Origin of the sequence: Pedobacter sp. SYSU D00535 (assembly GCF_017355855.1) — a bacterium.
Classification (GTDB): domain Bacteria; phylum Bacteroidota; class Bacteroidia; order Sphingobacteriales; family Sphingobacteriaceae; genus Desertivirga.
In genome coordinates this window covers 40,782-63,059 of the sequence record NZ_JAFEWD010000012.1, presented here as the reverse complement: position 1 = coordinate 63,059, position 22,278 = coordinate 40,782, and the positions used below count along the sequence as shown (strand labels likewise).

The 22,278-nt window shown below is 43.9% G+C and carries 17 protein-coding genes; 9 read left to right on the top strand and 8 right to left on the bottom strand.

Going from position 1 to position 22,278, the window contains the following annotated elements; genetic code table 11:
• Positions 1 to 52: 52 nt before the first annotated feature.
• The 4 genes from J4N23_RS18035 (at position 53) to J4N23_RS18020 (ending at position 4,746) form a co-directional block, all read left to right on the top strand.
• On the top strand, positions 53 to 1,720 hold the full coding sequence (locus J4N23_RS18035; protein WP_207429233.1) for a glutamine--tRNA ligase/YqeY domain fusion protein: 1,668 nt from the start codon (positions 53 to 55) through the stop codon (positions 1,718 to 1,720).
• A gap of 59 nt (positions 1,721 to 1,779) precedes the next feature.
• Complete coding sequence (locus tag J4N23_RS18030; protein WP_207429232.1) at positions 1,780 to 3,060, top strand: replication-associated recombination protein A; 1,281 nt, start codon at positions 1,780 to 1,782, stop codon at positions 3,058 to 3,060.
• 1 nt (position 3,061) lies between these two features.
• Entirely contained in the window at positions 3,062 to 3,847 is a 786-nt protein-coding gene (locus J4N23_RS18025) for an SDR family oxidoreductase (protein WP_207429231.1), read from the top strand.
• Between the two features lie 218 nt (positions 3,848 to 4,065).
• Complete coding sequence (locus J4N23_RS18020; protein ID WP_207429230.1) at positions 4,066 to 4,746, top strand: OmpA family protein; 681 nt, start codon at positions 4,066 to 4,068, stop codon at positions 4,744 to 4,746.
• A 482-nt stretch (positions 4,747 to 5,228) separates the two neighbouring features.
• Here J4N23_RS18020 and J4N23_RS18015 read toward each other — a convergent pair whose 3' ends face one another.
• Positions 5,229 to 5,768, bottom strand: a complete 540-nt coding sequence (locus J4N23_RS18015) for a YfiT family bacillithiol transferase (protein ID WP_207429229.1) — start codon at positions 5,766 to 5,768, stop codon at positions 5,229 to 5,231.
• Between the two features lie 129 nt (positions 5,769 to 5,897).
• Between J4N23_RS18015 and J4N23_RS18010 the strand changes: the two genes are divergently transcribed.
• The gene (locus J4N23_RS18010; RefSeq protein ID WP_207429228.1) at positions 5,898 to 7,094 is read left to right on the top strand and encodes an FAD-dependent oxidoreductase; all 1,197 of its coding nucleotides are present in this window, start codon (positions 5,898 to 5,900) and stop codon (positions 7,092 to 7,094) included.
• 24 nt (positions 7,095 to 7,118) lie between these two features.
• Here J4N23_RS18010 and J4N23_RS18005 read toward each other — a convergent pair whose 3' ends face one another.
• Complete coding sequence (locus tag J4N23_RS18005; RefSeq protein ID WP_207429227.1) at positions 7,119 to 8,306, bottom strand: retropepsin-like aspartic protease; 1,188 nt, start codon at positions 8,304 to 8,306, stop codon at positions 7,119 to 7,121.
• Between the two features lie 196 nt (positions 8,307 to 8,502).
• Here J4N23_RS18005 and J4N23_RS18000 point away from each other — a divergent pair, with 196 nt between their 5' ends.
• Both J4N23_RS18000 and J4N23_RS17995 read left to right on the top strand, forming a co-directional pair.
• The gene (locus J4N23_RS18000; protein WP_207429226.1) at positions 8,503 to 10,935 is read left to right on the top strand and encodes a TonB-dependent receptor; all 2,433 of its coding nucleotides are present in this window, start codon (positions 8,503 to 8,505) and stop codon (positions 10,933 to 10,935) included.
• A 313-nt stretch (positions 10,936 to 11,248) separates the two neighbouring features.
• Complete coding sequence (locus tag J4N23_RS17995; protein WP_207429225.1) at positions 11,249 to 12,550, top strand: class II aldolase/adducin family protein; 1,302 nt, start codon at positions 11,249 to 11,251, stop codon at positions 12,548 to 12,550.
• Positions 12,551 to 13,164: 614 nt separating this feature from the next.
• Here J4N23_RS17995 and J4N23_RS21130 read toward each other — a convergent pair.
• The 6 genes from J4N23_RS21130 to J4N23_RS17970 all read right to left on the bottom strand — a co-directional run bounded on the left by J4N23_RS21130 (position 13,165) and on the right by J4N23_RS17970 (position 20,279).
• Positions 13,165 to 13,293, bottom strand: a complete 129-nt coding sequence (locus J4N23_RS21130) for a hypothetical protein (protein WP_255534848.1) — start codon at positions 13,291 to 13,293, stop codon at positions 13,165 to 13,167.
• A gap of 246 nt (positions 13,294 to 13,539) precedes the next feature.
• Entirely contained in the window at positions 13,540 to 15,183 is a 1,644-nt protein-coding gene (locus tag J4N23_RS17990) for a 2-oxo acid dehydrogenase subunit E2 (protein ID WP_207429224.1), read from the bottom strand.
• Between the two features lie 34 nt (positions 15,184 to 15,217).
• Complete coding sequence (gene pdhA / locus J4N23_RS17985; RefSeq protein ID WP_207429223.1) at positions 15,218 to 16,213, bottom strand: pyruvate dehydrogenase (acetyl-transferring) E1 component subunit alpha; 996 nt, start codon at positions 16,211 to 16,213, stop codon at positions 15,218 to 15,220.
• 255 nt (positions 16,214 to 16,468) lie between these two features.
• Positions 16,469 to 16,975 carry a DinB family protein gene (locus J4N23_RS17980; protein ID WP_207429222.1) on the bottom strand — a complete coding sequence of 169 codons (507 nt, stop codon included), beginning with the start codon at positions 16,973 to 16,975 and terminating at the stop codon, positions 16,469 to 16,471.
• Positions 16,956 to 18,197, bottom strand: a complete 1,242-nt coding sequence (locus tag J4N23_RS17975) for a HAMP domain-containing sensor histidine kinase (protein WP_207429221.1) — start codon at positions 18,195 to 18,197, stop codon at positions 16,956 to 16,958. The genes J4N23_RS17980 and J4N23_RS17975 overlap by 20 nt, the downstream gene beginning before the upstream one ends.
• Positions 18,198 to 18,227: 30 nt before the next feature.
• A complete protein-coding gene (locus J4N23_RS17970; RefSeq protein ID WP_207429349.1) occupies positions 18,228 to 20,279 on the bottom strand; it encodes a prolyl oligopeptidase family protein in 2,052 nt (683 codons plus the stop codon).
• 159 nt (positions 20,280 to 20,438) lie between these two features.
• Between J4N23_RS17970 and J4N23_RS17965 the strand changes: the two genes are divergently transcribed.
• Both J4N23_RS17965 and J4N23_RS17960 read left to right on the top strand, forming a co-directional pair.
• Positions 20,439 to 21,197 (top strand): UDP-2,3-diacylglucosamine diphosphatase, encoded by a 759-nt coding sequence (locus J4N23_RS17965; protein ID WP_207429220.1) that lies wholly within the window; start codon positions 20,439 to 20,441, stop codon positions 21,195 to 21,197.
• Positions 21,184 to 22,203, top strand: coding sequence for a PmoA family protein (locus tag J4N23_RS17960; protein WP_207429219.1), 1,020 nt, complete (start codon positions 21,184 to 21,186; stop codon positions 22,201 to 22,203). Before J4N23_RS17965 ends, J4N23_RS17960 begins: the two co-directional genes overlap by 14 nt.
• Positions 22,204 to 22,278: the final 75 nt, after the last annotated feature.

The window sequence follows — 22,278 nt, the reverse complement described above, 5'->3', positions numbered from 1 at the left end:
ATCTAATCTTCACAAAGCTAATTTTACTACTTTTGTAGCCTTTTAAACTGTTATGAGCGAAGAAAGATCATTAAATTTTATAGAAGAAATTGTTGAGGAGGATATCCGAAACGGGAAAAATGGTGGACGCGTCCATACTCGTTTTCCGCCCGAACCTAATGGCTATCTTCATATTGGTCATGCTAAATCCATCTGCCTGAACTTCGGTCTGGCATTAAAATATAATGGTAAAACTAATCTAAGGTTTGACGATACGAATCCCGAGACGGAGGAGACGGAGTACGTGGAAAGTATCAAAGAGGATGTAAAATGGCTTGGTTTCAATTGGGATAACGAGCTATACGCTTCTAATTACTTTGATCAGCTTTATGAGTTTGCCACTAACTTGATTAAAAAGGGTTTGGCTTATGTGGATGACAGTTCTCCCGATGAAATAGCAGCTCAAAAAGGTACTCCCACCGAACCGGGAACGCCATCTCCTTATCGCGAAAGAAGTATTGAGGAGAATTTGAGCTTGTTTGCTGAAATGCGTGAAGGAAAGTATCCCGATGGAGCGAAAGTACTTCGTGCTAAAATTGATCTTGCTTCACCTAACATGCACATGCGCGATCCGATTATGTATCGTATCCGCCACGCTAAGCACCATCGTACAGGGAACAAGTGGTGCATCTACCCGATGTACGATTTCGCCCATGGCCAGTCAGATTCCATTGAAGGGATAACTCACTCGATCTGTACCCTCGAATTCATTCCGCACAGGGCTCTTTATGACTGGTTCATAGACCAGCTGGAAATTTTCCCTTCCCGTCAGTATGAGTTTGCCCGTCTTAACATGACTTACACCGTGATGAGTAAGCGGAAGTTGCTTCAGTTGGTGAATGAGGGCTTTGTAACTGGATGGGATGATCCGCGGATGCCTACGATCAGCGGCTTAAGAAGGAGGGGCTTTACCCCAGCCTCCATCCGTGATTTTTGCGACCGGATCGGTGTAGCGAAGCGCGAAAATATTATCGATGTAAGTCTGCTAGAGTTCTGTGTTCGCGAAGATTTGAACAAAACAGCCTGGCGCAGAATGGCAGTGCTTGATCCCATTAAACTGGTGATCACCAATTACGAGGGAGAAGGTGAGCTGCTGCACGGTGAAAATAACCCCGAAGTAGAAGGTGGGGAAGGTTCAAGAGACATTCCATTTAGCAAAGAGCTGTGGATAGAGCGTGAAGATTTCATGGAAAATCCTCCGAAGAAGTTTTTCCGACTAGGACCAGGACTAATGGTGCGCCTGAAGCATGCTTATATTGTAAAGTGCGAAGATTTTGTGAAGGATGAGCAGGGAAATATTATTGAAGTGCGTTGTACATATATTCCTGAATCCAAATCTGGGCAGGATACTTCTGGCATCAATGTGAAGGGTACTATCCACTGGGTGAGCGTACCGCATGCAGCTACGGCAGAAGTACGGGTCTATGATAGATTGTTCCGATCGGAAGATCCGGCTGGAGAAGACCGCGACTTCAAGGAGCTTATTAATCCCGAGAGCTTGCAGATTATTCCCAAAGTTTTCATGGAACCGGATTTAGCGACAGCTCAGCCCGGTCGTGGCTACCAGTTTATCCGCAAAGGCTACTTTACTCTTGATAAAGATTCTACTACTGAAAACCTTGTCTTCAACAGAACCGTTACCCTGAAGGATACCTGGGCAAAGGAAGTTAAAAAAGGATAATTAGTTGGGTCTGGAGGTATTGATTTGATTGCTTCGCATCCAGGCCCAATTTTTAAAATATGGCTACCATACCTCCACTAGCAGAAAGAATGCGTCCGAAAAACCTGGACGAATATGTTGGTCAGCGACACTTGGTCGGCAATAATGCTATTTTAAGGAGGGCTATAGAAAGTGGCAACCTTCCATCGCTAATTCTATGGGGCCCGCCCGGTGTAGGAAAGACCACTTTAGCTTATATCATTTCTCAACAATTAAATAGGCCTTTTTTCAGTTTAAGCGCTATCAACTCTGGCGTGAAAGATGTCAGGGAAGTAATTGAAAAGGCGGCAAGACTGAAAGAAACAGAAGAAAACCTGCCGGTCTTGTTTATTGATGAGATTCACCGTTTTTCCAAGTCACAACAAGATTCCCTTTTAGGAGCAGTGGAGCGAGGGTTGGTAACCTTGATTGGTGCTACCACTGAAAATCCTTCTTTTGAAGTCATCTCCGCCTTACTTTCCAGATCCCAAGTGTATATTCTGCAGCACCTTACGGAAGAAGACTTGCTTCAACTTATAGGCAGAGCACTTAAGGAAGATGAGTTTTTATCGCGTAAGCAGATCACCATTAAAGAACATGAAGCTTTGCTGCGCCTTAGTGGCGGCGATGCCCGACGCTTACTCAACGTGCTGGAGCTGGTGATAAATGCGGTTGGGAAGGATCAAATAGAAATTACAAATGATTTGGTGCTGGAGAATGTGCAGCAGAACATGGCTTTATATGACAAGGCCGGTGAGCAACATTACGACATCATTTCCGCTTTTATAAAATCCATTCGGGGAAGTGACCCTAACGCTGCGGTTTATTGGCTGGCCCGGATGATAGAAGGGGGAGAAGATCCCCTGTTTATTGCCCGCCGTTTGTTAATCCTCGCGTCTGAAGATATAGGGAACGCAAATCCCAATGCGCTTCTGCTGGCGCATACTTGCTTCCAGTCGGTGAACGTCATTGGTTGGCCGGAATCGCGCATCATCTTGTCTCAAACAGTAACTTACCTGGCCTCTTCGGCTAAAAGTAACGCGAGCTATGCAGCTATAAATAAGGCGCAGGAACTAGTAGCCAGAACCGGCGATTTGCCCGTGCCATTGCACCTTCGTAACGCTCCCACCAAGTTGATGAAAAATATAGGCTATGGGAAGGAGTACAAATATGCGCACTCTTACGAGGGTAACTTCGAAGAACAGGAGTACTTTCCTGACAAACTAAGTGGGACGAAGCTTTTTGATCCCGGAAATAATGCCTCTGAATTAAAACTCCGTGAGCATTTGAAACGTTTGTGGAAAAACAAGTACGGATATTAATATGAATTTAGATCTTACAGGGAAACGCGCATTAGTCTGCGGAAGTACGCAGGGGATTGGTAAAGCTTCCGCGATGGAATTGGCTTTACTTGGTGCAAGCATTACCCTGGTTGCCCGGAACGAAGAGAAGTTAAAAGAGGTGATAGCTCAGCTCCCGGCCGATGATACGGAAACACACCATTATATTGTGGCTGATTTTACAAAGCCAGAAGAGCTCAAACAGGCGGTTTCTGCCTACTTGGAAAAGCAACCCATAGATATTCTCATTAACAACACGGGCGGCCCCAAGGCTGGTCCGGCAATAGAAGCGGGTGTCGAAGAATTTGAACAAGCCTTTAGTCAGCATCTACTCTGTAATCAAATACTGGCACAGCTTACAATTCCCTTTATGAAACAAACTGGCTGGGGTAGGATTATCAATGTGATATCAACTTCAGTAAAAACGCCTTTGAAAGGTCTTGGAGTTTCCAACACTATTCGGGGAGCCGTAGCAAGTTGGGCAAAAACTCTTTCTGTCGAACTCGGACCTTTTGGTATTACCGTGAATAATGTGCTTCCAAGTACCTCCATGACTGCCAGGTTAGAGGCGATTATTAATGGTCGTGCGGAGCGAGAGGGTAAGACTCCCGAAGAGGTACAGCAAGAAATGATTAAAGAAATCCCCTTAGGCAGGATTGGCACGGCTGAAGACGTCGCAGCTGCTGTAGTATTTCTAGCTTCTCCTGCAGCGGGCTATATCAGCGGAGTTAATATTCCGGTGGATGGTGGAAAAACCCCATCCCTTTAAATTCATTGGGAATTCTGAAAACCATCGTCGATCATTAATGTATATAAGGTGTTGATGATTGAAACAAAATGTGCTAAAATTACAGCAGAATTGAATTAAACCATTATTTCGGTAGGTGGTCAAATCAACATGGAATCAGATCACTTAGCAGAATTTGCGTAATTTGGCATCAGGTTTGAAAAAAGACAAACAACACACTTAGTATTAAAGACACAATTATGAAAACAATGAAAATGAAAATTGCTACTTTTTGTATAGCTATCGCAGCAACATCTATGTTAACGGTTAGTTGCAGCCAAATGACACGGACTCAGAAAGGTGCCGTCATCGGTTCCGCTGCTGGTGGTACCATCGGTGCAATCATTGGTAAAAAAGCCGGTAATACCGCAGTAGGTGCAGTTGTTGGTGGCGCGATCGGAGGTGTAGCAGGAGCGTACATTGGCCGTAAAATGGATCGTCAGGCTGAGGAAATCAGAAAGACGGTACCTGGAGCAGAAGTAATTGATGCAGGTGAGGGTTTAATTGTGAAGTTCGATTCCGGTATTCTTTTCGACTTCAACTCGTCTGATTTAAAAGCCAATGCAAGAACAAATATTCAGAATCTTGCAGCAACTATGAAGAACAATCCTGAAACCAATATTATGGTTATCGGCCACACAGACAATGTGGGTAGCGATTCTTACAACTACGATTTGTCTGAAAGACGTGCAGGAGCAGTTAGAAGCTACGCAGTGGCTCAGGGAATTTCTGCAAGTAGGTTAACTACTGTAGGTAAAGGTGAAACTGAACCGATTGCTGATAACACAAGCGACGCTGGACGTTCACAAAACCGTAGGGTAGAGATTGTAATTGTTGCAAACGATAAATTGAAACAAGAAGCAAGAGCTAACGCTCAATAGTCAGAAAAAATTTAACTTAAAAAGAAGCCGTCTCGTAAGTCAATTGTGAGGCGGTTTTTCTTTTTTTAGGTCCACTCAGCTTGACCTCATTTAAAGGACCTTGGTTGCTTGTTCGCAATTGCCTGGCCTTTTCCTGTTCCCCTGAAAGAAGTTAAAGACCCCTGTTTATCAATTCCTGAGGGACCCTCTAACCCTTGACATTCTGCGGAAGTAGAAGCAGTGCCGATCTAATGTACTAGCCCGGCTCTTATGCTCCTAATATTGCTTATGAGTGCACCATGCGTGCACGTTGCATGCACCTTGAGTGCAGGTTTTGCAGGAAAAACCTGCAGTTATCATCTACCCGACTCCTTTTTTCTATCGCTACACCTAGTATCAATACAGATGATCAGGGCTTCCTTGCTGCTCTTCTTCTTCACTTAAGCTTTTAAGTCAAACCTTGGTCACATGGCTATGTTTGACGGTTAGTCCCTTTCGGAGTATTACCAGCCATTCAGCTGTCTGGTTTGCAGGATATGGTGAAGGTGGTGCTTCCCATGCCACGCATATGACCCCAGAACCTCTTTTAGCTTCAGCAGCTTTCCTTGTTCCGGATGGATAAAACCCTTCTCGAAGTCTGCCGGTTGAAGTGATCTCAAGAATAAAACCCAGCGTTTGTGGAGGTCTTTGAGTAAGTTGATGGAAACGTCCGGCGCTGCTGTTCTGGCTTCTTCACATTCAGCCCACCGATCTTCCAGATATGGTCTGATGGTTGGCGAATCTTCGGTAATAGCTAACTTGAACCGAATGTACGAATTCATGTGGCTATCAGGAAGATGGTGAATGACCTGTCGCAGGGTCCATCCTCCTGGTCTATAGGGCGTATTGAGCTGTGTATCTGATAGGCCATCAGCAGCCTTTTCGAGCTCTTCGGGTAGTGCTGCAATTTCGTCAATCCAATTTTTAATTTGTTCCCCAGTAATATCTGCAGGTGCAGAAAATTCGCCGATAGGGTAACGAAGAGCGTTTTGATTGGCTTTCATAGTTGTGCGTTTAAGTTCTAATAAGGGTTATTACGTATTGTTAAAATATGTTAAACTTTCTTAATACTAAAATCATTAATCTTTTACTTCGTTGAGGTTGAAACATATATTTGGAGACAAAAGAAAAAAATGAAGAGATATATTCTAGGTATTTTAAGTTTATTGTTGGTTGGCTCCGCGTTTGCTCAGCGTAACAAAACCGGCGTAGTAGTGTTCGGCGCTACTCCTTCCGGCCTTGCAGCGGCTATCCAATCTGCTCATTCGGGCGCAAAAACTACCCTGGTTCATCAGGGAGAATTTACCAGTATCACAATAAATGAAGCAGAAAGAACTTTTAAAACAGGCGTGTATGGCGACTTCTTAAAGCTGGTTGACTCGCTGAAGAGCAAATCTCAAAGCCAATCGTCAGGGTTAACTCCTGAATTTGTTGGGACTGTTTTCAAGGGCTGGACAGATACTATAAAAAACCTAACTGTAGTTCGTAAAGGTGATTTAAAGGAGGTAAAGCGAGATGGGAAATTTTGGGAAGCTGAGTTCAAGGATAAAAGTGAAATAAAAGCGACTGTTTTCATTGATGCAACTACGAATAGTGTTATAGCCAGTCTGGCAAAAGTGGCTATGCCATCTCCATTATTGACAGTGGTGGATGTGTATTCTGATAAAAAATATAGAACAAGCGTGGCTCCGGTATCAGGTCAGCTACATTTCCTGCCGATATCGGCACTAATTGCGGGTAAAGAAAACTTCCTGGTAACCGGTGCAAGCGTGGCAACCAGTACTTTTGCTGCGGGGCAGGCAGCGGGGGCGGTCGGGGCTTATTGTGCCTTCTTCAACAAGGAAACTAAAGAACTTGATATTAGAATTATTCAGGCGGAGCTGTTAGCTTATAGATCACAATTATTCAATTTTACGGATATAAGTCCTGCTGATTCAAGTTTTTCGGCTATTCAGAAATTAGCAGCTACCGGGATTCTTAAGGGGAGACTGGTCAATAATAATTTCTTGTTTATGCCCGACAGCACGGTGCTAGCATCTGACATTAGGGATGCCATGAAGGAATATTATAGCCGTAGTCAGATATGGTTTCTTGACAACAAGGCCGAGCGGTTGTCGCTAAAAGAAGTGTTGAGCCTCATTAAGTTTACAGCCAATAGAGGCGATGAACTGGACCGCGAAGTAGAGCGTGCCTGGAATAAGTCGCTCAAGCTGTCAGGCAAGTTTGATCTTTCCCGGATTGTGACCCGGAGGGAGTTAGCAGTACTGTTTGAGGCGTATATGAAACCTTTTGCTCGCTCAGTAAACAATACGGGAAATCTGGTGGTGTAGAAAATTGAGAAGGATTTAGCATTGCTATATCCTTCTCTTTAATGTTAAAAGAACGGTTTCGGGTTTTGTTGTTCCTTTTGGAATTATCGACAGGATAACTGTTTTGTTCGTCTTTGCTCGGAATAGATTGTAAATTTCCTCCAAGCCAATTTGACTTACCGGTTTAAAATTCACCGATACGATCTCATCTTCCTCCTGCAAGCCTATTTCCCACGCTGCAGAACCTTTCTCTACTCTTCCAATAATAATTTTTTCGAGGTCGGGGCCAATCGCTAGCAGTTCGAGTCCACTCATATCATGCTCGAAAGGCTCCTTAAATCGCGAGTTGGGTTTCAAGTACATAATGCCTCGGTTATAATCCAGGATGATATTAAACTTCCTTAGAATGATATTTCCCAAATTGCCATTTCTACCCTGCGATACCATTTTCGTTAAGGGAGTATAGTTTGGAAATGCTGTGATAACATTGTGAAGCTCAAATTTCCCTAATATAAATGTGGGAACTCGCGCAATATATCCTTCGATTGCTCCTAACAGGCCCACGCCTAAGTTCGCCTCAATTCTCTGCTGAGGAACGATAAAGGGTTGGCCCTGGTAAGTTTCGAGCGACAAGGGATGACCAGCACCAGAGTCGATGACCAGTTTCGCTGTAATTTTTTCTCCTGAAGGCATTATTATGCGAGCATGGGTATAAGGTTTTCTCGCTTCTATGCTTATCGGTATTTTTTGTCCTTTTCTAAGAATTTTATGTTTTTCAGGCGGATAGACGCGAAGTGTGTTACTCATATAGTTGACATGGACTACGAAGCTATTGAAGAACTCATAACCAAGGAGGCCATGAATGGGTGAGCCGATATAGGAGGAGAGTCCAAAATGATCCTCCTCGAGGACGGCGGCAGCCATGTGCCCCTCGATATGTGGACCAATTTGTACAAGTACTGACGGAGCAATCTTTGCACGCAACTCCTCACCCTCTCCAAATCCGGTTATATTAATTTGTCGTAAATCGCGAAGGCCTAATGACTCGGTTAACGCTGGGTGGGTGATTAGGAAGATACCTACACCTGTGTCCAATATAAAGTTGAACGGCCCTTCATTGTTAATAGTGAGTGAAACGACCATTAGATTCTTAACCATCTTAAAGGCGATCGTCTCACTTTTTCTGTCGGATTTTAACTGAAATTGGCCGTAAACCTCCTCTCTATTCAGCATGAATAGGAGCGAAATAATGAGCAGCAAGCTTGGCTTTCCTAGGTTCACGGGGCTAAAGGTTTACAAATCAATTTAAAAAAAAAACCGCGACATTACCACTCTATATCTGTAGCTCTAATTAGATTAATTCTAAATAATTTTGTGAAAACGGATTGACTTTCTATTTTTGCCGCATAGAATTAATCTAAATAAAGACATGAAAATAAAAACCTCTACTCTCCATGTAATTCTTCTTCTGATGCTTATTGGTTTCGTAAGTGGCTTACAGGCTCAAAACGCAACGGGAATAATTGAAGGGAAAATTAGCAGCCGAGATGGTGCGCCCGCGGCAGGAGTAAATGTTGGGTTAAAGGAAGCTTCAAAATCGGTATTTACGAACGACGATGGAACATTCACTATCAGACAGGTAAAACCGGGGGTATATACCGTAAAAACTTCTTCTATCGGGCTGGAGAGCCAGGAGAAAACGGTAACGGTACAAGCAGGGCAAGTAGCCCGCGTTGATTTTGTGTTGCCCGAAAGTTCTGAGAAGCTCAATGAGGTGGTCGTTACCGGATATAAAAGTGCGAATCAAAAACCGTTATCAATTGGAAAGGCAGGGATTAAGCCAATTGATAATCCACAAATGATGGCAGTGGTAAGCAGCGCAGTCATTCGCGACCAGCAGGCCAATCGTTTGAGCGACGTGATTAAAAACGTCAACGGTGTAGCTCTTGGAACCACCAGAGGCTCAACATCTGAGACTTTTTTTGCCAGGGGTTATAATCTGGGAAGCACCAATATGTTTAAGAATGGTAGCAGAGTAAGCTCAGGAGCTCTGCCAGAGGCGAGTACTTTGGAAAGCGTAGAAGTCTTAAAAGGTAGTGCAGCCTTGTTATATGGAAATGTTACCGGAGGAGCAGTTCTGAATCTGGTTACTAAAAAACCGAAGTTTGAGTATGGAGGAGAGGTTTCTCTTAGAGCAGGAAGCTACAGTCTATACAAACCAACAGGTGATGTGTACGGCCCAATAACTAAAAACGTGGCTTTTAGATTAATTGGTACTTATGAGAATGCCGAGAGTTTTAGAAATAGTGTCAAGTCTGACAGATATTATTTCAATCCTTCTTTGCTTTACAAGTTGGGTGACAAGACGGAGCTTTTATTGGAGGGTGACTATCAGGATTATGATTTGACTCCCGACTTCGGAGTAGGATCAGTAAACAACAGATTAAACACCACCGTTTCCAGGTCATCTTTTTTCAATACAACCTGGGGATTCAATAGGGTTCAGCAAGGCTCTGCTTCAGCGCAAGTAAACCATGAGATATCGGATAACTGGAAACTCAATTCAATAATTTCCTATCAGGGTTATAATAGAAACTATTTTTCTACCGAGCGAATTGCGCCCGCCACAGAAGATGGTCTTTGGAATCGCACTTTAACGAGATCGAAGCTTGGTGAAGATTACTACAATGGTCAAATCAATTTAACGGGTAAGGTTAAGACCGGTAGCATTACTCATACTTTTTTGGCAGGTACAGATGCTGAAACTTTTCTCACAACTAATACTACTTTCAAAAAGTTTAATAATAACTACGATAGCATAAATATTTTGACGGGTGATTTTTCTAAAGCCAGGACCGATATTCCGCAAACCGTAGATTCGCTATATACAATAAACCCTGTACATCGATTCGGTGTGTATGCTCAGGATTTGATAGAACTGACTGACAAATTTAAAGTATTAGCAGGGCTTCGCTGGACATATCAAAAGGCTGCAAGAGGGATTGTATATGATGCTAACTCCGACGAAAGAGTTGGATACGGAAACCAGCAGAACGCAGCACTGAAGCAAGATAACAAGTACGACAGAGCTTTTTCTCCTCGTGTCGGACTAATCTATCAACCTATCAAAACAACGTCGATTTTTGTAAGCTACACTAATAATTTTGTCACAAATACGGGTATTGATGCAAGTACAGGCGGTTCTCTTCGACCATCTATACTCGATCAGTATGAGGTAGGGGTTAAAAACGACTTCCTTAATGGAAAGGTGTCCGCTAACCTTTCCTACTACCGTATTGTAAATGACGACTTTGTTCAAACAGCATTAGGCCCCGACGGAAATCCTGTAGCTAATACAGATTTAAAAGAGTTCACCGGACAAACGACCAGTGATGGATTTGAACTGGATTTAAATGGAAGTATAATTTCAGGGCTAGACTTTATTGGAGGATATAGCTATAATTTCATGAGGTACACTAAGACTTCAGGAAAAAAAGGGAGTTATTATGAAGGAGAGCGTTTGGTGGGTAATACCGCTCACACAGCCAACGCTTCTTTATTTTACACCTTTTCCGCAACGAAGCTTAGAGGAGTTAGACTAGGCGCATCCGCCTTCTACACTGGTAAACGTAATGCTGGTTGGAACAATACCGTGGAACAGACTCAAAAGTACAACCGCCTTATTCCCGTGTCGGGCTTTACCACTATTGATCTTTCAGCTGGTTACACATTTAAAAGACTTTCTGTTCTCGCTAAAGTTTCGAACTTAACCGACGAACTGAACTACTATGTGCATGAGAACTACAGCGTTAATCCAATTGCACCAAGACAGTTTATGACAACGCTGACCTACAAGTTCTAGACTTCATCAGTAATATATAGTTAAGTCCGAGCCAGGCGTCCTTATGGAGTCTGGCTCTTTTTTTATGGGGAGGATATCTCTTTTGCTGTTTCGGTTCCTTTTCCGGTTTCAATACCTGGTCTTCTTCGTGTCACCTGAGCCGTCTACTTCAAATAACCCTGGCTGTCCGTATAGCGCTTGCTTTCGAAACACTATTAAAGATGACTCTCGTCATTTTCATCTAGCATAATCCTGACCCTCTTTGCAGGAAATAGCAGGATGCCGAACTGAAAGGCATCGCTTAAATTTGCTAAAAACTAAAATTAAAAAAAGTATGGTCAACGAGATTCTGAACCCCCACCTGATGCACCCAAGAGATCAAATTGCTTTAACCATGGGTAGGATCTACCGGCGCGGTCTGACGACCACCTCAGGTGGAAATATCTCTATCATGGACGAAAACGGTGATATCTGGATTTCGCCTTCAGCTGTTGACAAGGGTAGACTACAGCCCTCAGACATCGTTTGCGTAAAAAAGGATGGCACAATTGAAGGGCGCCATAAGCCATCTTCCGAATTTCCCTTTCACAGAGCAATTTATGAAATAAGGCCCGATATCAAATCAATTATTCATGCCCACCCACCTGCTTTGGTGTCGTTCAGTATTGTCAGGACCATCCCAAATACAAACATTATATCTCAGGCAAAAAGAGTATGCGGCCCTGTTGGTTACGCTCCATACGAACTACCAGGTAGCGCAGCACTGGGAGCAAAAATTGCAAGTGAGTTTACGAAGGGTTATAATTCGGTGATTATGGAAAACCACGGGACTGTGGTTGGAGGGTTTGATTTGCTGGATACTTTCCAACGTTTTGAAACACTCGAATTTTGTGCTCGGGCAATACTTTACGGTAAATCAGTTGGAGAGCCAAAGTTTTTGAGCGACGAGCAGATCGAAGCATTCGAGAATCAGATTCCAGCTCAACTGCCCGAAATGGACGTCGTAGCTTACCCTCCTGATGAAAGGGAAAAGCGCACAGAGATCGTAGATATCGTAAAACGGGCCTGTACTCAGGGTCTCATGATCAGCTCTTATGGCACCGTATCAACACGCTGGAGGGGTAACGACTTTTTAATCACTCCAACCGATGTGCCCCGGTGGGATTTGAAAATTGAAGATATCGTACAAATCAAAGATGGTAAACGTGAGCCAGGCAAAGTGCCGAGTCGCACCACTTACCTTCATCAGGAAATCTACAGGAAGCATCCGGAGATTAACTCGATCATCCTCACCCAGTCACCATATTTGATGGCTTTTGGTGTTACTGGGTCAACTTTTAACGTTCGTACCATTCCGGAAAGCTGGATTTTCTTGCAGGACGTGAGTTCGTTGGAGTTCGGCAGCCACTTCGCCGACCAAAGTACTATTCCGGATCTGGTAGCTAAGAATAATCCAGCAGTAATTATTCAAAATACTTGTGTCCTTGTCACCGGTGATCAGCTGTTGCAAACCTTCGACTACCTAGAAGTGGCCGAGTTTAGTGCAAAATCCCTGGTGCTTTGCGCTCCCATAGGCAACATGGTCCCAATCAGCAACGAACAGGTAGAGCAGTTGCGGGAAAAGTTTCTTAAATAGATTCGTTAGGATCGGACGGCATTTCTCATAAGTCCGTCCGGTTTTTGGAAACGAGCTAACGTACTTCAAACTGCTGGGGGGCTGCTTGCCGCTACAAGTACTGACGGCAGCCCTTCGTTGCGAGCCTTTTCGCTGCAATCGGTTTTAGCTTACACCATTGAGCCTCTAATAATCGTGACTGGATGGAAGCCTAAATCTCAAGCGGGCTAGCTATACTGATCCACTAGCATATATTTAACCTATTGCAGTTTCATCTGACAGTATAAAACTATTTTTCATTCCTGTATAACGGGAGTACATCTCGCACCTTTTTTATAAAAAATAGCTACAAGCAGAATTGTTGTTCGAGACTGCGGAGATGCTTCAAGAAAATAAGACACTATAAGTTGGGGGAAGTATTGTTGCAACTTCAGAAGAATTTTCAAATTTTCTACAACAATTTGAAACCTTATGCGTTTTGGAGAGTATAATTGTGATAAGGTTTAGGTTGCCCGGATGTTTCTCATAAACGCCGGGCTTTTTTATGGATTTATTTTTCACTAATGGTCCATGTCGTTCAGGTGCCCTTTAACGAAAGGGGGGACGTTGTCTTATACTCATATCTCTAACTGCGCTTAATAATAGTCGATATGTTTATAGAACCTGTTATTCGATTCTTGCCTGTTCAACACTGTGAATGAATGTGATTTCTTACCGTTAAAATGCTGATCGCCTGGCTGATGCGTTTCAACTAGGTACCTCATCAAGAGTTTTTTACCTCCTCAAAGTGCTTTCATTTCTGATGATAGATTTCGGCGCGCTTCGCTCACTTTCTCTGAAAGGTAACTCGTCTATTACCGTTTTTTATACAAACGTTTTCAGAAGTTATTTGACGAATGCATTCTGTCTGCGATGCTTGTCTTCGCACAGCCCAAAAATCAACACTAAGAAACAAAAAAAGCGGCCCTGAAACCAGAGCCGCTTTGATTATCAAAATTGATGACTGATAATTAAACCAGTAATCTTACAGGTTCTTCTAACAGCGCTTTCAGTGTTTGTAAGAATGCTGCAACTACAGCTCCGTCAACTACCCGGTGATCACCGCTTAACGTCACTTTCATGATGTTACCTGGTACGATTGCTCCGTTCTTAACAACCGGAACTTGTTGAATTCCACTCACTGCAAGGATTGCTGCGTTTGGAGGGTTGATGATAGCAGTAAACTCATCTACACCAAACATTCCCAGGTTAGAAATGGTGAAGGTAGAGCCTTGCATATCTGTAGGAAGAAGTTTCTTCGTTTTCGCTTTCTGGGCGAAATCTTTCACTTCTAAAGAGATATGACTTAAAGATTTGCCATCAGCAAATTTGATAACGGGAACAACCAAGCCTTCATCTACCGCTACTGCAACACCGATGTTCACATGTTCGTTCACACGGATCTTGTCACCTAACCAGGATGAATTGATAGCAGGGTGTTGTTTCAACGCAATTGCAGTAGCTTTCACTACCAAGTCGTTGAATGAAATTTTTACCGGAGCATACTCATTCATTTTTGCACGGGCAGCAATGGCGCTGTCCATGTCGATACTCATGGTAACGAAAATATGTGGCGCAGTAAACAAGCTGTCAGAAAGCGAGCGGGCAATGGCCTTACGCATCTGGGTAACCGGCTTCTCGGTGTATTTTTCCTCCCCAATAAACTGAGGGATAGTGATTGTTTTTTCTGCTTTTGCAGCTGGTGCAGCGTCCGTTTGTGGCGCAGCAGCCTGCGCTGCTGGTTGAGCAGAAGGCTTGAAGTTCTCTACGTCTTTCTTTACGATACGTCCGCCTTCGGCGCTTCCTTTAACCTGTGAAAGGTCAATTCCTTTTTCTTCCGCTAATTTCTTAGCTAAAGGAGAAGCTTTCACTCTTGCGTCAGATGAAGTAGAAGTTTGAGCTTCCGCTTGAGCAGGAGCAGGAGTTGCCGAGCTTTCTTCTGCTTTATTTCCTTCAGTTGGGTTGCTGGCAGCTTTTTTACCACCTTTTAATAAAGCCTGAACATCAGTTCCTTCTTTACCCACGATCGCGATTACATCGTTTACTTTGGCAGCTTGACCTTTTTCAACACCAACGTATAAAAGAGTACCTTCTGCATAAGCGGTCACTTCCATGGTAGCCTTGTCAGTTTCCACATCAGCAAGGGTATCGTCACTTTTCACAGTGTCACCCACTTTTTTATGCCATTCTGCAATTACGCCTTCCGTCATCGTATCGCTCAATAAAGGCATACGAATAACTGTTGCGCCAACAGATTCAGGATCAATTCCACCTTCTTCTGCTTCTTCAGCAGGAGCGGTAGTTTCTGGTTTGGATTCAGCAGCAGGAGCAGCAGCGCCATTACCAGCACCTTCCAAAGCTGATTTATAATCTTCGCCCGGAGCACCAAGCACAGCAATTACAGAATCAACAGGTACTGCAGATCCCTCTTCAGCACCAATATATAATAACGTTCCTTCCTGGAATGATTCAAAGTCCATAGTGGCTTTGTCGGTCTCTACCTCGGCAATTAAATCACCGGTGTTCACCTTATCGCCAACCTTTTTGTGCCATTTAGCGATCACCCCTTCGGTCATGGTGTCGCTCATTTTGGGCATTCGAACTACTTCAGCCATTGTTTGAATTCAGTTTTTTATGAGTAGTAATTTATTAGCTTCTGATGAATGGGTAATCCTCCTGCACGTAAACATCTTCGTAAAGTTCGTGCGGCTCTGGCCAAGGTGACTCCTCTGCAAATTTTACAGATTCTTCCACAATAGCTTTTACCTTAGCATCAATCTCATCAAACCACGCTTCATCAGCATAATTGTTTTCAACAATTGCAGCCTTTACAACGCCAATAGGATCTTTTGCTTTGTATGCTTCAAGTTCTTCTTTTGTACGATACTTTGCTGGGTCAGACATAGAGTGACCTTTGTAGCGGTAAGTACGCATTTCCAGGAAAGTAGGGCCTTCGCCACGACGAGCACGTTGAACTGCCTCATCCATTGCGTTATGCACAGCAACCGGATCCATACCATCAACCGGAGCACAAGGCATATCAAATCCTAAACCGATCTTATAAATATCAATCATGTTGGTTGTACGCTGTACTGAAGTACCCATCGCGTAACCGTTGTTTTCACATACAAAGATTACCGGTAGTTTCCAAAGCATTGCCATGTTGAATGTTTCATTCAAGGCACCCTGACGAACAGCACCGTCTCCCATGTAACATACGTTCACGTTGGTAGTGCCTAAATATTTTTCAGCAAAGGCAACACCTGCTCCCAATGGTATTTGACCACCTACGATACCGTGTCCGCCAAAGAATTTTTTCTCTTTACTGAACATGTGCATGGAGCCACCCTTGCCCTTTGAGCAGCCGGTAACTTTTCCATATAACTCAGCCATAATTTCATTGGCGCTCATTCCTCTTGCTAAAGCATGAGCGTGGTCACGATAGGCAGTAATCATAGAGTCGTCCGGACCCAAAACAGACATAGCACCTGCTAAAACTGCTTCCTGACCAATATATAAGTGACAAAACCCTCTGATTTTTTGCTGTCCGTATAGTTGTCCTGATTTCTCTTCGAACCTACGCATCAGCAACATCTGTTCGTACCAGTTAAGATAGGTATCTTTGGTAATTTCAACTGAACTCATTAGTTATTATGTGTTTTTTGGGAAGGCAAATCTAAATATAAATGCTATAAAAAAAGAAATTCATAACGTTTTGTTTACTTAGTTTGAGGAATTTATATTTTTTAATCAAAAACGCTAAGAAGTTTCTTTGTACACGAATATAATTTGGGCGTTCCTCGCCTGAACGGGCCGGGTTATCGGTTGCAAATGCTCGCCTGGGTTCTTCATAGGCTGCCCTCACTGGGGGTTTTCCACTGCTATCCCTAACGCCCGGCGCTATAAATAACGATCCTGCAAGATGGTCAGATGGTGCTTCACATGGCCAGCCATGATAAATAGCAGAGACCGGGTTGTCACGGGGCAGTTGCTGGCGGTACCACGGCGGTTGAGCTGTTCTTCCGACAGCGCGCCGATTAAATAAAGATTTGCTTTTCTTACAGTTGCAAACTCCTCGATCAAGCTACCTAAGTCCCGACTTTTAAAAGTTGAATTACTGACAAAAGTATTCTCGTCGAATCCAGGCAAGGGAGTATCGTCGTTCCTTGAGACTCGGAGTAGTCGATAAGCCATCACCCGCTCCGTGTCGATCATGTGACCAACAAGTTCTTTAATAGTCCATTTTCCCTCTGCATAGGCATAATCGGCTTTTTCAGCTGGTAGGCCGCCAAGCCGGGTTGTCACCAGGTCTGGCTGGACCTTGAGTTCCTCTAATACATCGTCCCCTACTGTCTCGATGTATTTTTGATAAAATGCTGCATACTCGTCAGCTTGTGGCCGGTTCATAAGTCATTCCGCTTTTTAAGATAATACGTATAGTTGTTCCTTTACCCACCTCCGAGTCTTTAACAAAGATTTGCCCCCGGTGATAGTTGTCAATTATACGCTTACTCAGCGAAAGTCCCAAGCCCCATCCACGTTTTCTGGTGGTATAACCAGGTTGGAAAATTGTCTCGAACTTCATTCGGGGAATTCCTTTTCCCGTATCGATAACATCGATGTACACCTGATTCTTCGCCAGGTGATCCGAAATGTGAACTTCTATCCTGCCTTCGCCCTCGATTGCGTTAGCAGCATTTTTCAGCAAGTTTTCGATCACCCAGTCGAAAAGAGGAACGTTCATCAGCGCCTCGATTTCCTTGTCTCCGGTTACCATGAACTTAATCTTGTCACTGGCCCTTACGCTGAAGTATTTAACATACTCGCTCACAACTTCATATACGTTATGACTTTGCAAGACGGCTTTTGATCCGATTTTCGAAAATCGGTCGGCCACCATCTCTAATCGCTTAATGTCGTTTTCCATCTCGAGAATCAGCGGATCGTCTTCAGCATTAAACTTCGATTTCATCAATTCTGTCCAGGCCATAAGGGACGAGATCGGTGTCCCTAGCTGGTGCGCCGTTTCTTTAGCCATCCCCACCCAAACCAGGTTTTGCTCCGACCGTCTGGAGGAGCTAAAGACCAGGTAGGCAATCAGAAGGAAGATGCCGATTACGGTAAGTTGGATATAGGGAAAAACCCTTAACTGGGTGAGCAAGGGCGAGTCTTTATAATACACAAACCACTTTTCCCCGTCATCCTTAGTAATAATGATAGGTGGGTGCTGGGCTTTCATCTCATTCAACTGCGTCTTAAAATAGACCGGGTCGTACGTTTTTCGCGTGTATACAGGTGATTCCACCACGTTTTCGGCCTCCAATCTATAATTGGTTTTCGTGCTGTCCAGTCCCTTCCAATAAATAATACTATCCCGGTTGTCAGTTACGATTGCCGGAACTGAAAGGCTGTCTCGAATGGAATAAATAAAGGTGATGTAATCGTCATTTATGTCCGTAATCTCAACAATCTTCTTATTGCTTAGGGCCCATACCTCTGCCCGCGTCCGTTCAGCTGCTGAAATGCCCTTTACCAGATAGTTGCTGTACCATAGCGATACGCCGCCAATTACAATTGCAAATGCAAGTAGAAGAAATTTCCAGCGCCTTTTCTGTTCGTATGGATTCATCTAAAAAACTATCTAGAGATTATGTGCTGCTTATTGAGGTTCTTTATAGGTTACCCCTAAATTATAGAACATGAACGCCCACTTGTCAGTTTGTTCCGCAATTACCTGGGCGGTAGACTTTCCTGCACCATGACCGGCTTTTGTATCAATTCTGATCAGCACCGGATTGCTGCCTTTATGATATTCCTGTAACCGGGCGGCAAACTTAAACGAGTGCGCAGGCACCACCCGGTCGTCATGGTCGGCAGTAGTAACCATGGTTGCTGGATATGCTGTATTGGGTTTCAATGCATGGTAGGGCGAATACTTATACAGATACTGAAACATTTCTTTTGAATCTTCCGCAGTTCCATAGTCGTAGGCCCAGCCTGCGCCTGCTGTAAATTTGTTATAGCGAAGCATATCCAAAACTCCAACAGCCGGAAAGGCAACCTTAAAAAGGTCTGGACGCTGCGTCATCACTGCGCCCACCAGTAAACCTCCATTCGAACCTCCGGCTAGCGCCAGTTTTTCACTTGAAGTATATTTGTTTTCGATAAGATACTCTGCCGCTGCAATAAAGTCATCAAACACGTTTTGCTTTTGCATCTTTGTGCCAGCCAGGTGCCATTTCTCTCCATATTCACCGCCTCCGCGAAGGTTTGGAACAGCATAAACTCCACCTTGCTCCAGCAAAATGATGTTGGACGTGCTAAAGGCCGGAGTTAAACTGACATTGAATCCACCGTAACCATAAAGGAGCGTCGGATTGCTTCCATCCAATTTGATTCCTTTTTTATGAGTAATGATCATCGGAACCTTTGTTCCGTCCTTAGAGGTATAAAAAACCTGTTTCGACTCATACAGGTCCGGATTGAATTGCACACCTGATTTCTTATGTAACTGCGATTGACCGCTCGCTATACTATATTTAAAGATGCTCGGCGGATACACGTAGGAAGTGAAGGTGTAGTACAACTCGTTTTCATCCTTTTTGCCTCCAAAGCCGGAAGCTGTACCTACCCCTGGTAATTCGATAGTTCGCTCCAGTTGCCCCTGCATATTATATTGCACCACTAACGACGTAGCATCTTTCAGGTAGTTGGCAAAGATCTTTCCGCCCCCGGTTCCCGCATTCAATACATTTTCAGTCTCTTTGATCAGATCTTTCCAGTTTGCGGGCGCCGGGCTTGCAGCTTCAACGGTAACTATTCTGTTATTCGGCGCATTCAGGTTGGTGAAGATGTACAGTTTGGTTCCTTCATTGTCCAACACATAATGTTCGCTGTCCATATCATCAACAACGGTAACAATTGCGCTTCCCGGCTTCTCCAGGTCTTGTATGTATAACTCATTCCCCGTGGTGGAATTGGCTGCAGTAATGACGAGGTATTTTTCATCTTCCGTAACCGACCCCTGGACATATCGTCTCGGCGTCTTTTCTCCCCCAAAAATCAAAACATCCTGGCTTTGAGGAGTGCCCAGTTTGTGATAGTACAGTTTATGATGTTGTGTTAATCCTGATAACTGACTTCCTTCTTTTGGTTTATCATAACTGCTGTAGTAGAAGCCCTCATTTCCTTTCCAGGCCAATCCTGAAAACTTTACATCTGTAAGCGTTTCCCCTATAATAGATTTGTCTTCTGTCCTAATCACGATAACCTTTCTCCAATCCGAGCCTCCTTCAGAAATTTGATAAGCCGCCAGGCTCCCGTCTTTGGTAAATTCAATTCCGGCTAATGAAGTAGTCCCGTCTGTAGAAAATTTGTTAGGATCCAAAAAGATGTCGGGTTGGCCTCCCTCTTGTTGTCGGTATAATACTGCTTGATTCTGCAGTCCGTCATTCTTGAAGAAGTAGATGTATTTTCCTTCTTTGAACGGAGCCCCATATTTCTCGTAGTTCCAGAGCTTCTCCAGGCGTTTATTGATTTTATCCCGATAGGGTATTTGAGCCAAATAATGCTGGGTTACCTTATTTTGAGCTGTTACCCATGCCTTCGTATCTTCCGCCTGGTCGTTTTCCAGCCATCGGTAAGGATCGGGAACGGTTGTGCCAAAGTAGGTGTCTGTAGTGTTATCTTTTTTAGTAGTAGGATACGTCATTTTCTTTTTTGTTTGTGCCATAGCAGAGACAGCAACTCCGCTTGTTAATAACAGGATATAAAATGATTTCATAAAGAAACAGTTTGTGCGAATTTTAGTAGAAACGCCTCAAGATGTTGCAAATTACAATTTTCACTGCATCTTCGTACTTTTATAACAATGGCCCAACGTAATAAGATATATTTTGCTTCCGATTTTCACCTCGGGGTAAAGGACTATAAAATAAGCCGTGAGCGGGAAGCTAAGGTGGTGCGATGGCTGGATTCTATCAAAGAAGATGCTGCTGAATTGTTTCTGGTTGGGGATGTGTTCGACTTCTGGTTTGAGTATAAACGGGCGGTGCCAAAAGGCTGCGTTCGTTTTTTAGGCAAGTTGGCCGAACTAGCGGACAATGGTGTTAAGATTACGATGTTTAAAGGAAACCATGACATGTGGATGTTTGGCTACCTGACGGAGGAGTTCGGTGTCAAGATCATTTCCAATGACCTAAGCATCGAACGAAACGGAAAGAAGTTTTATATGCATCACGGCGACGGACTGGGGCCCGGAGATGCCAAATACAAGTTTTTGAAGAAGATCTTCCGGAGCGAGCTGTGTCAGTGGATGTTTGCCCGCGTGCATCCTAACCTAGGCATCGGGATAGCGCTGGCCTGGTCTGGTCATAGTCGTGCAATAGGCATGGAAAAGAAGGATTTTCTCGGTGAGAAAAAGGAATGGTTGATCACCTACAGCAAGGAAGTTTTGCAGAAAGAGCATTACGACTATTTAATCTTCGGTCATCGGCACCTGGCAATGGACGTACAACTTGGCGCTGCTAGTCGTTATATAAATTTGGGGGAATGGCTAACTCAAAATTCGTACGCCGTGTTCGACGGGGAGGAAGTGTATCTAAAATACTTTGAAAATGAAAAAAACTAGCCTTTTAATCCTATTCGCTCTTCTAGTGAGTTTCAATCGCGCCACTGCACAGGGACTATTCCGCATAAGCCAGGACCAAGCAAGCAAAAAGGTTGACGTGCTAATAGACGGAAAGCTGTTTACGTCACTTCTCTATGCTGATAGTCTAAAAAAACATGTGCTCTATCCGGTGAAAACTACAGAAGGGGCGACGGTGACCAGAGGATGGCCAATTGAACCGCAGAAAGGCGACCAGATCGACCACCCACACCAAATAGGAGTTTGGTTTAACTACGGCGACGTGAACGGGGCGGATTATTGGAATAATTCTACAAAGATCGACACCAATAAAAAGCCCTATGGAACGATTAAGGTCAGGTTGGTAAAGAATATCAAAGCGGGGAAAGGCAGGGCAGAATTCACCGTTGCGGCATCCTGGCTAAATCCGGGTGGCCTTCCGGTGCTGGAGGAAACAACTCGCTACATCTTCCGGGAGGAGCAGGGGCTGCGTTTAATTTCCCGGGAAACATTATTGAAAGCCCTGCAAGGTGTTTCGCTTAAGGATAATAAGGAGGGTTTGTTTGCCATAAGAGTTTCAAGGCAGCTGGAGGCGAAATCAGATAAACCAGTAGCTGTCTATCTGGACAAAAACAACATTAAAAAGATAATCGACCCTGACATTACTACTGGCGTCTACGAGAGCAGCCGGGGGGTAAAAGGCGAGGAAGTTTTTGGAACCCGATCGGAATGGCTAAAGCTTACGGGAACCGTAGATGCAAAGCCAGTCGCTGTTGTCTTGATGGATCATCCTTCGAACATAAACTACCCTGGTTTCTGGATGGCACGTGGCTACGGCCTCTTTGCAATAAATCCGCTTGGAGCGGAGTTCTATACTGGTGGAAAGGAGCGCCTTAATTTTAGCCTTGAGAAAGGTAAAAGGCTAAGCTTTAAACATCAATTGGTTATTGGTTCAAAGCTTGATAGTAGCAGGATAAATAAGCTTCATCAAGCCTTCGCTAAGGAATAGAAGCGGTTTGTAGTCAGATACTTTTATAAAAACATAAATTCGTCAAAAAGCCTTATTTTTGTGCCTTTTAAAGCA

Bases quoted from the DNA above. Each gene is read 5' to 3' on its own strand.
- J4N23_RS18035 (WP_207429233.1), top strand. From the start codon at position 53: ATGAGCGAAGAAAGATCATTAAATTTTATAGAAGAAATTGTTGAGGAG.
- J4N23_RS18030 (WP_207429232.1), top strand. From the start codon at position 1,780: ATGGCTACCATACCTCCACTAGCAGAAAGAATGCGTCCGAAAAACCTG.
- J4N23_RS18025 (WP_207429231.1), top strand. From the start codon at position 3,062: ATGAATTTAGATCTTACAGGGAAACGCGCATTAGTCTGCGGAAGTACG.
- J4N23_RS18020 (WP_207429230.1), top strand. From the start codon at position 4,066: ATGAAAACAATGAAAATGAAAATTGCTACTTTTTGTATAGCTATCGCA.
- J4N23_RS18015 (WP_207429229.1), bottom strand. From the start codon at position 5,768: ATGAAAGCCAATCAAAACGCTCTTCGTTACCCTATCGGCGAATTTTCT.
- J4N23_RS18010 (WP_207429228.1), top strand. From the start codon at position 5,898: ATGAAGAGATATATTCTAGGTATTTTAAGTTTATTGTTGGTTGGCTCC.
- J4N23_RS18005 (WP_207429227.1), bottom strand. From the start codon at position 8,306: ATGCTGAATAGAGAGGAGGTTTACGGCCAATTTCAGTTAAAATCCGAC.
- J4N23_RS18000 (WP_207429226.1), top strand. From the start codon at position 8,503: ATGAAAATAAAAACCTCTACTCTCCATGTAATTCTTCTTCTGATGCTT.
- J4N23_RS17995 (WP_207429225.1), top strand. From the start codon at position 11,249: ATGGTCAACGAGATTCTGAACCCCCACCTGATGCACCCAAGAGATCAA.
- J4N23_RS21130 (WP_255534848.1), bottom strand. From the start codon at position 13,293: ATGAGGTACCTAGTTGAAACGCATCAGCCAGGCGATCAGCATTTTAAC.
- J4N23_RS17990 (WP_207429224.1), bottom strand. From the start codon at position 15,183: ATGGCTGAAGTAGTTCGAATGCCCAAAATGAGCGACACCATGACCGAA.
- pdhA (WP_207429223.1), bottom strand. From the start codon at position 16,213: ATGAGTTCAGTTGAAATTACCAAAGATACCTATCTTAACTGGTACGAA.
- J4N23_RS17980 (WP_207429222.1), bottom strand. From the start codon at position 16,975: ATGAACCGGCCACAAGCTGACGAGTATGCAGCATTTTATCAAAAATAC.
- J4N23_RS17975 (WP_207429221.1), bottom strand. From the start codon at position 18,197: ATGAATCCATACGAACAGAAAAGGCGCTGGAAATTTCTTCTACTTGCA.
- J4N23_RS17970 (WP_207429349.1), bottom strand. From the start codon at position 20,279: ATGACGTATCCTACTACTAAAAAAGATAACACTACAGACACCTACTTT.
- J4N23_RS17965 (WP_207429220.1), top strand. From the start codon at position 20,439: ATGGCCCAACGTAATAAGATATATTTTGCTTCCGATTTTCACCTCGGG.
- J4N23_RS17960 (WP_207429219.1), top strand. From the start codon at position 21,184: ATGAAAAAAACTAGCCTTTTAATCCTATTCGCTCTTCTAGTGAGTTTC.